Genomic DNA, 870 nt, shown 5'->3' with positions numbered 1-870 from the left:
AACGAACTCAATGACCACCTAAGGAAACTGACTCACATAGGTTGACATCTTCCGTGCCACGGTGGAAGAAAGTACGTGTCGCTTCCCCGTCAGTGCACGTTATAGGGGGAGTGACCCCTGCTGCGGTTCGCCACTGAAAACGTCGAGGGCGCCCGAGTTGGCCGCCCCATATCAAGAGCACCGGCGATCTTGATGGTTACTGGCCGGCTGAGAAACTTTCCTGCTCGGTCTGGTCTGCTACCGGAGCCAAGTTCTCGGGGGCGGGTTTCACGGGAGTTGGCGGGATCGGCGATGCCCGCTTTACGTCACGCGTCGCGATACCGAGACGCCCGGCGACCTCCGCACGGGAAGCCCCGGCGTCTAGCATCTTCTCGATGACGGCCGCAGCGCTGGCACGTCGCTCGGCGGTGCTTCGGTCGGCTTGCGCACGGATACGCGCGATTTCTTTCTCCGCTGCCGCGTTGATGTCGTCGACCTGGTCAACATTGGTGAAGTAGTCGACAGCCAGGGACTCTAACCGGTCCTCGCGTTCCCGGAACTGCGCTGACTTTTCACGCGCGAGTGTCCGCGCGGTGGTGAGTTTTGCGGACTTTCGGACGTCGGCCATGGCGATCCTTCGGTTTGGGGGACCTCCAGTATGGAGGCACGCCCGAGGGGCGCAGGGCAGCTGGGTGACCCAAGTTCGGGTGACCAGGACTCAGTGTAGAAGCTCTCTCGGTTTCGGCACATCGACTGCACCGTTCGTCGTCGCTGATCGTTCCTCACAGCTCCTTCTCGCTCTTGCAGTCTCCGTACCTAAACCGCACAATCTTTCCGATTGTGGCCAATCTCATTCCTCATTCTTCGTCATTGGATCTGTCACACCTCTGG

General features: G+C 60.2%; 1 protein-coding gene. It reads right to left on the bottom strand.

The window, feature by feature from the left end:
• Positions 1-196: 196 nt before the first annotated feature.
• Positions 197-607: a hypothetical protein gene (locus tag JF66_RS19340; protein ID WP_035880514.1), complete on the bottom strand. Its 411-nt coding sequence runs from the start codon at positions 605-607 to the stop codon at positions 197-199.
• Positions 608-870 lie beyond the last annotated feature (263 nt).

This window comes from Cryobacterium sp. MLB-32 (genome assembly GCF_000738085.1).
GTDB lineage: Bacteria > Actinomycetota > Actinomycetes > Actinomycetales > Microbacteriaceae > Cryobacterium.
The sequence above is the reverse complement of the archived record's forward strand: the minus strand, read 5'-3'. Positions and strand labels throughout refer to the sequence as shown.